The organism is Mucilaginibacter sp. P5_A4 (assembly GCF_056400605.1).
On sequence record NZ_JBFUKX010000054.1, the window covers coordinates 34,599 to 43,294 of the forward strand.

Here is an 8,696-nt window from a genome sequence, read left to right on the forward strand (position 1 = left end):
ATATCAAGAACAACACTTAGGTTATAATAGCGAGCAATTTAGGCAATATTTTTTATTTACAAATCAAAAACACAGAAATAATTGTGTTTAAAACACTAATAATTTAGCCTTAGCTTTGATACCTGCCGGCTAACTGTAAGACCGTGCAGACTTACAGTTTAAACACTCATTTTCTGGATACTTATATTCTTTAATTTAATATTTATGATGCTGGGTAACCTCATAAATAAGTGTCAATAACACTATTATTATTCGAGCGAACGCAAAACCGTTATAAATATCAAAAAGATAGTATCCAGGGGCCGAGCATTAGTTAAAATGACCGAAATAAATTTTCAAACTGCCATTGATCCCTTTTTTGATTTATAGATTCTAAAAAAGGAGCTTATTTAATAGCCGCATTTATGCGATGGTAATTTTTTGATTATCCAACTAAAGTGTTATTCCTTTGTTAAAATAAACCATGATAGAAAAAGGCCGGCAGGTTATACAGCATTGGTACAAGCAAAAAAACTGGCATCAGTTCCCGTTCCAGCAGGAAATGGAAGCGGCATACCTGGCCGGCTACTCCGGTTTGCTAAACGCGCCTACCGGCAGCGGAAAAACCTATGCTTTGTTTTTGCCTTTCCTGGCCGATTTTATTAATAAACATCCCGATACCTATTCCACACAAAAAAACAACGGCTTACTCATGCTTTGGATAACCCCGCTGCGCGCCTTAACCAACGACATTCGCAAAGCCATGCAGGAGACATGTGATGAGATGGGCCTGCCCTGGCAAATTGCCACCCGAACCGGTGATACCTCGGCTGCTGAAAAAGCCGCCCTCAAGAAAAAACTACCCGAAGTACTGCTTACCACCCCCGAAAGCCTGCACCTGATGCTGGCCCAAAAAGAATACCCCAAAATGTTCGGCAGCCTGCAGGTAGTGGTGATTGATGAGTGGCATGAATTACTGGGAACTAAACGAGGTGTGCAGGCGGAGTTGGGCTTATCCCGCCTAAAGGGCCGTGCTTCAGCTGGCCGTTCTCAGTTAGCTGTGATGGGAAATGAGCATCCGGATAAAACCGCAAACCACCAACTCCGTATCTGGGGTATCAGTGCTACTATTGGCAACCTAGAGCAGGCCGCCGAAGTTTTGTTAGGTAATGATTTCCCCCCGGAAAAGATCAAAATGGTACGGGCCAACCTGGAAAAGAAACTGGAGATTAAATCCATTATCCCGGATAACGTGGAGAACTATTCATGGGCCGGGCATATCGGCTTAAAACTATTGCCGCAGGTGATGGAGATTGTGGCCCGCAGTAAAACAACACTCATATTCACCAATACCCGTTCGCAATCCGAGATCTGGTACCATGCCATTTTGGATAATTACCCGGAGTATGCCGGCATTATGGCTATGCACCATGGTTCGCTGGATAACGAGTTACGCAATTGGGTGGAGCAGGCACTGCATGCCGAAGCTTTGAAAGTAGTTGTATGTACTTCGAGCCTTGATCTTGGGGTTGATTTTCGCCCTGTAGATACCGTGGTGCAGGTGGGCAGCCCGAAAGGTGTTGCCCGCTTTATGCAGCGTGCCGGACGAAGCGGCCACCACCCCGGCGCGGTATCGAGGGCGTATTTTGTGCCAACCCATTCGCTTGAGCTATTGGAAGGCGCGGCTTTGAAAGAGGCTATCAGGAAAGGAATTTTTGAAAGCCGCGACCCCATGCTGCTTACCATGGATGTGCTGATCCAGTATATGGTTACGTTGGCGGTATCGGATGGCTTCAGGGCCGAAGACCTGTTTAAGGAAGTAAAAGGCACCTACGCCTTTGCCGACCTCACCCGAAACGAGTTTGGTCAGCTATTGGATTTTATAACCACCGGCGGCAAAACCCTGGCGCAGTATGATGAGTTTTTAAAGGTGGAGATTGTGGACAGCCTATATAAAGTAAACAGTCGCCGGGTGGCTATGCGGCATAGATTAAGTATAGGCACCATCACCAGCGAGCTGAGCATCCGGGTAAAATGGCTCAGCGGCGGCAGCCTGGGCACTATTGAGGAATCCTTTGTATCAAAATTGAAACCTGGCAATACCTTCTGGTTTGCGGGCCGCAGCCTGGAATTTATCCGGGTGAAAGAGATGACCGCTTATGTTAAAAAATCAAATTCTACCAAAGGCATTATCCCCAGCTGGAATGGAGGACGGATGCCTCTATCGTCCCAGCTATCAGCTGTATTCCGGGATAAGCTGGACGAGGTGGCGCATGGCATCGAAAAGGATATAGAAGTTATCGCGCTTAAACCGCTGTTCAAACTACAACAGGAGTTATCACACCTGCCGCAAAGCCATGAATTTTTGATCGAATCCTTTAAATCGCGGGAAGGGCACCACCTGCTGTTTTACCCTTTTGAGGGTCGGTTGGTACACGAGGGCATGGCATCGCTGCTGGCCTATCGCATCAGTAAAATAAAGCCAGCCAGTTTCTCTATCGCCATGAATGACTATGGTTTTGAGCTACTTACCGATGAAGATGTGCCCATTGAGCAAGTACTGGAGGATGCCAGCTTCTTCTCGATAGACAACCTACTCGACGATATCCAGCATAGCCTGAACGCCAACGAGATGGCCCGCAGGCGTTTCAGGGATATTGCGCACATAGGCGGGTTGGTGTTTACAGGCTACCCCGGTCAGCCGGTGAAGAACAAGCATTTACAGGCATCTACCTCGCTGCTGTTTGAGGTGTTTACCGAGTACGAGCCGGATAACCTGCTGGTACGGCAGGCCTATAACGAAGCGCTGGCCTTCCAGCTGGAAGAGTTTAGGCTGAGGGCGGCTTTGCAGCGCATTGGTACCCAAACCATTATCCTGAAAACCATTGAGCGCCCTACCCCCTTTGCCTTCCCCATTATGGTTGACAGCCTGGGCCGCGAGCGCCTTACCACCGAAACCATGGAAGAGCGCATTGCCAAAATGGCCCGCAGCTACGGCGCTGAGGGTGTTGGCGCTACTGGCGATAATAAGAAAAGCAGGAAGCCGGGAATTACCCGGAAGAAAGGATTTTAGGCAGGCGTGGAGATGGATGCTCACTTTTTAGGAGTATCCGGAACACTGACAGGATCTTGTCAGCAGGCAATTAACTACAATCTGGTAACATCAAAAAGAGAATAGAAAACCGGTGATTTATACTTCAAAAAATACAAACTTTGTGGTATAAATATTCAAAGAAATTCAGAAAAATACCACTTTTATACAGTAAAATCCATGTACTTAAAACTATCCTTCCAAACTATTAAGGGCACCATATAACGCGCCGTTCCGGGACCAAAATACAACCTGCCTTATACCTAACTTTGGCCGCTGCTGTCGCAATGCTCTTGCCTTGTGGCAGCGAAACGCTGGCGGGAGGGCCTGAACGTACGATAGTAAGGCTTATGGATGATTCATTAATTGCTTAAGAAAAAATGACGAACCTGGCACAGGTTTTCCTTTGCCAAATTCTAATTCAATAACATGTCTGGCGTCTATGGAACCTAATTCCTTAGCTCTGAAAAGGTAATAATAAGCCAGATTTTTGGTGTCTTTATCATGACTAAGTATTACGACATCCCCTGTGGATGCCTCATGCGTCAAAACGGTGTACAAATAGAGATATGCATCTGCGCTGTGATACTTATTGGCCATGATCAGTGAATAATAATAAAGGTCAACTTCCTTGTATGTCATCAAATATGCGTTCGCAATTTTGTTATAAGCGTGAAGATCCCCACTATCGATAGCCGCTTTCCAAAGGCGGGTTCTCTCCTTTTCGTTATTCGCTAAGTCAATATACCTGGCAGACCCTATCACAGCTTTTTCTTTCTCCTTCTTATTCTGTTCTTTTTCCTTCTTACTATTACAGGAAAGAGATGTTAGCATAACCAAGTTAATTGAGAATAGTATGATGGCTTTTTTCATTTTGTTTTTACTTTGGATAATCTATTGGCAACACTGGGTTCTTTACCAATAGTAAATTACAATTTCCCCCGCTGTCGCAAAGCTCCGGCCTTGTGACCCACATGCTAGTATGCGCCATACCTTCAGGACAGCACTATGTTAGGCAATCAAAATATTGCATTCTTACAAAAATGCCTATCCAAAAAACAGGTGCAAAACTTACAAAATATAATCCTTCCGGATTTTTGAATTTGTAATTGCGGCTCATCCGTTGACGCAGGGGGCGCCAAAAAACGCTTGCGGTAGCTGCGGACACGCGTGAACCACGCCGGGGGTATTGCCGCTCCTGGCCATAATTAATATTTCTTTAACTTCTTATATGGTATAGTTAAATAATACAGCCTCTTCCTGTTTGCATCTCCCAGCATCGTTATATCAATCTTAACATCATAGTTGGTATCAGATTCAAAATACAGCGTAAGCATCAGATAGGATGTTACTTTAACCTTCTTGTTCTTCTTTAAGTAAGCAGGTTTCCACTCAAGATGATTGAAAACGTCCCTTATATATCGCTCAATAATCTTGTATAATAATACATTTTCAGGAGAATACGAGTGAGATTCAATCTCGCCCTTATTGCTTATTCTAAAAGTGTAAACATAGTAACCTACCAAATTGTCTGCGATAACGCTGTCAACTACCGATTTTAGGTCTACGCGGAGCTTCATATCGGCCACAAACCGGGAATAGTCAATGAAGGTCGGGGGGTTATAGTTGAATTCTACTTTAAGATCCGGACCTGGTCCGTTTGTTACATCCTGAGCTACAGACGTTTTCACACTTAACAAACAATAACACGCAATCAAAATTAAATATTTCATATCTTATTTTTTTAAATTGATATCGTGCTTCCCACCCCGCTGTCGCAAAGCTCTTGCCTTGTGACCTGCATGCTAAGTATGCGCCATGCATTTAGGACAGCACTATGTTAAGCAATCAAAAATAATTGCGGATCGTATGTTAAAAATATAAATCCCGGATGAAACGTAATATCCGGAACAAGACAGCCAGCCAAGGATGTGTCAGACATTATATCTTTATATTTTGCCCCCAAACACGTAAAGCGATTATAAATAATATTATCAGCAACGTACGAATCGCTAACTCTATTTTTTCGTGCTTTACGTTGATCTTTGGGCAAATAAATGATAAAATATTCACAAAAATTAAAAAGGCTCCGTATAATAAATTATGATTGGATTTTCCAAAAATGGGCCAAATTAATGCACAACTGATAATCATTCCTAATGAAATAATCATTGGCGAATATATTTTGTCTAACAGACTTTTTTTCATAGGTATTTATTCAACGATATATACCCTGCAGCCACAAGCATCACCGGCTTGTGGCCCGCGCCGTGCAACCGCGCAAATCAGTGACTTGTGGCTATATATTCCCGGTTAAAAATACAAAAACCGGGAGAAAAACTGATTCGCCCGGCGGGATTGTACAAAAATATAGGAGTAAGATCACAGTCCCGCTGTTGGATTGATCTACCTGTGGTTGATATTACCGGGTTTAATAATCAGCCTTAACTGCTTTGTCTGCTGTAATAGTAACTCTCAGCCCGCTTTCGTTGGCCAATTCGTTTATCTGGTGGCTGTAGTATTCTTTTTTCAAAGTGAGCAGGTCGATATAGAGAGCGTTGGATAGCAGTTTTAATTTATCGGCGTCCAGGGTTTTCCTGCCGCGCTCAATACGGCTAAGGTCTGCCCGGTCGATGCCAAGTTTTTTTGAAAAAACTTCCTGAGACATGTTTAAATCCATCCGGTGGAAGTGAATAAATGCACCAAAGTTTTCAAAAACAGGCGGTTTCTCCCCATCCTTTTTTTCTGTTGCCTGGAGATCTTCAATAAGCGGCCGCAAATCATCAATTGTTTTAAAAAGCATGGAGAACATGGCCGACATCCGGCTAAAAAGGTCTTCGTCAATATTGTATGTGATGTTTCCCTTTATCCCGGTTTGCCTGATGATTTTTAAAGTTCTTAATTCAGAGATATGCCTGCTGATTATGTCGGAATTATGGGGAAGTGTGTATATCATGTCCTTTGATATACTATTCCCATGCTCAACAATCGTCCTGATAATGGCAACCCTTATAGGCAAAGCCAAAGCTTTTGCGAAAGTTGATAGTTCGTTATCACCGGCATCGAATTTTGATAAGGCTGATCTTGCGTACGACATTTAACTTAACATTAAATTAATATTGCTTTAAAGCAACATTGCAATATATAAGAAAAATAAATTAACGCCAATTACCAAAGCCGTCACCATTACAAAATGGAAGCAAATCTATCCCGCTACTTAGCCTGCATTTTGCCGCGATACAGTAACAATTATAGCTATACAGGCCGGATATGCCTGGTTTAAAGAATACGTATTATTTTTTTTGCATCATGTCCAGCAGGTTGTCAAAAACCCCGGTGTAGCTGGTCCAGCTTTGCCAGTTTACCTGGTAGATAGACTTTTTACCTTCATTGGATGCAGTGATCAGATGGGAAGCGATTAATTCTTTCAGATGATGTGAAACTGTTGGCTGGGCTAATGGCAATAATTCAACAATTTCTCCCGTAGTAAAGTTAGGATGTTTGGCCAAAATACGCAGAATAGCAATCCGTGCCGGATGCGACATTGCTTTGGCTACTAATGAAATATGCTGATCTGTAGAGGTAAACTCTTCTTTTTTATGATTAGCCATTAAATAAAACTTATCTATAATATCCTAAAACCAATTAATTTCCATTAAGCATTTCCGCAAAGGAAACAACGAAACATGAAGATTTGATGAGTGATTAACTTAATATCAAATCTAATATCTAAGATATTCGATATGGTAATTTTATATTAACATTCACTTAACACGAAGCGGGTAGTTTTGCAGCTGATAAAAATTAGCACGTGAAAAAATTATTACTTCTTTTTATATTATCGGCATTTTGTACAAGTTTATTACATGCCCAGGGTACCGGTAAAATTGCCGGTAAGGTAATAGACCAAAAAACAAGCGAAACGCTTATTGGCGCTTCAGTTGGCATTCAGGGCTCAACAAAAGGGGCGTCAACCAGCGTTGACGGAAGTTATATTTTATCTGCATTGGAGCCGGGAAAGTATACGATAGTTGTTAGGTATATCGGTTACCAGAGCAAGTCAATTTCAGAAATTGAGGTGAAAGCAGGAGCGGTAACTAATCTTGACGTGGCTTTGCAGGAAGCTACTACCCAAGCGCTTAAAGAAGTGGTTGTAAGGGCCACCTACCGCCAGGCCTCCGTTGCCTCGCTATATGCCGTTCAAAAAAACAGTGCGTCAATATCAGATGGTATATCATCAGAAACTATCAGAAAATCACCAGACAGAAGTACGGCTGATGTATTAAAAAGGGTAAGTGGAGCAACCATACAAGATAATAAGTTTGTTGTTATCAGAGGGTTAAGTGATCGATATAATACGGCACTACTGGATGGAGCCCAACTACCAAGTACTGAGCCTAACAGAAAAGCGTTCTCGTTCGATATTGTACCTTCTAATCTTGTAGAAAATATCATTGTAAGTAAAACCGGAACTCCTGATTTGCCCGGCGATTTTACAGGCGGCGCTATTCAAATCAGCACCAAAGATCTTCCCGATCAGAATTTTGTTACACTGGGAATTGGCGGCGGCTACAATACTGCATCAACTTTTAAGGATTTTAAAAGTGGAACAAGGAACGCTACTGATTATTTTGGATTTGATGATGGCGGCAAAAGTTTAGCTGCTGGTTTTCCCTCATCCAGCAGGATAATAAATGGCCTTACAACCGAACAGAATATATCGGCGCTCAAAAAACTACCACAGGATTGGAATATCTATAGTAATAAAGCCCTGCCTACCCAAAACTACCAGTTTACTATTGGCAGGGTAAAAAACTTTGAAAAGAGTGGAAACAGGTTTGGTGCCATTATTTCATTAACATACCGTAATTCGCAAAATATTTATAACGATGTAGTGCGTGATTATTATGATTACGACTACAAGGATGATATTTACAAATTTTCGACCAATATAGGCGCGTTAGCTAATTTTGGTTACACTTTTGGCAAGAACAAAATAACCTTTAAAAACACGTATAACAGAATATATGACGACCAGTTCTTATCCAGGACAGGTACAAATGCTGCTACATCAAGTGACGTAAAGTTTTTTGCCTTTGATTTATTGCAAAAATCTTTGTTAAAATCTACAATTGAAGGTAATCATCCTTTAGGAGATAATAATGCTAAAATCAACTGGTCATTAAGTTATAGTAATGTATTGAATGATCAGCCTGATCAACGTAAAGTTAGTTACACAAGGCTTATTGCGGACAGAAATAACCCAGATGTTGGCTTTGGGGCTAATTTGTCAACATTAGGAAAAGACAATGCAAGGCAATATTCGAAGTTGAATGAAGACGCATATTCTGCAGCCGTTAATTATTCGCAGCCAATAAAAATGTTTAGTAAAACGGCTACCTTAAAAACCGGGTTAAACTCGTTTTATCGCGACAGGAATTTCGACATCAGGTTTATAGGTGTATTATTAAGAAACGATGATCCTGCAGTAAGAGAAAGGCCGTTGAATAGGCTTTTTGGAAAAGACCTTATCAACAATAATATTTACAAAATTGATGAAATTAACCCTAAACCTGATTCCTATTCGGCAAACTCACTTACAAATGCCGGCTATGCAATGCTGGAC

The 8,696-nt window shown here is 42.0% G+C and carries 7 protein-coding genes; 2 read left to right on the plus strand and 5 right to left on the minus strand.

The window, feature by feature from the left end; all coding sequences use genetic code 11:
• Positions 1 to 463: 463 nt before the first annotated feature.
• A complete protein-coding gene (locus AC1DQW_RS23790) occupies positions 464 to 3,052 on the plus strand; it encodes a ligase-associated DNA damage response DEXH box helicase (RefSeq protein WP_477456332.1) in 2,589 nt (862 codons plus the stop codon).
• Positions 3,053 to 3,418: 366 nt separating this feature from the next.
• Here the strand turns inward: AC1DQW_RS23790 and AC1DQW_RS23795 are convergent, their stop codons facing one another.
• The 5 genes from AC1DQW_RS23795 to AC1DQW_RS23815 form a co-directional block, all read right to left on the minus strand.
• Positions 3,419 to 3,943 carry a hypothetical protein gene (locus AC1DQW_RS23795; protein WP_477456333.1) on the minus strand — a complete coding sequence of 175 codons (525 nt, stop codon included), beginning with the start codon at positions 3,941 to 3,943 and terminating at the stop codon, positions 3,419 to 3,421.
• A 335-nt stretch (positions 3,944 to 4,278) separates the two neighbouring features.
• Positions 4,279 to 4,803, minus strand: a complete 525-nt coding sequence (locus tag AC1DQW_RS23800; protein ID WP_477456334.1) for a hypothetical protein — start codon at positions 4,801 to 4,803, stop codon at positions 4,279 to 4,281.
• A 208-nt stretch (positions 4,804 to 5,011) separates the two neighbouring features.
• On the minus strand, positions 5,012 to 5,278 hold the full coding sequence (locus tag AC1DQW_RS23805) for a hypothetical protein (protein WP_477456335.1): 267 nt from the start codon (positions 5,276 to 5,278) through the stop codon (positions 5,012 to 5,014).
• A gap of 223 nt (positions 5,279 to 5,501) precedes the next feature.
• On the minus strand, positions 5,502 to 6,167 hold the full coding sequence (locus AC1DQW_RS23810) for a helix-turn-helix domain-containing protein (protein ID WP_477456336.1): 666 nt from the start codon (positions 6,165 to 6,167) through the stop codon (positions 5,502 to 5,504).
• A gap of 196 nt (positions 6,168 to 6,363) precedes the next feature.
• Positions 6,364 to 6,681: an ArsR/SmtB family transcription factor gene (locus AC1DQW_RS23815; protein ID WP_477456337.1), complete on the minus strand. Its 318-nt coding sequence runs from the start codon at positions 6,679 to 6,681 to the stop codon at positions 6,364 to 6,366.
• 200 nt (positions 6,682 to 6,881) lie between these two features.
• Here AC1DQW_RS23815 and AC1DQW_RS23820 point away from each other — a divergent pair.
• Positions 6,882 to 8,696 (plus strand): TonB-dependent receptor (locus tag AC1DQW_RS23820; protein ID WP_477456338.1); only part of this gene is annotated, 1,815 nt, incomplete at its 3' end.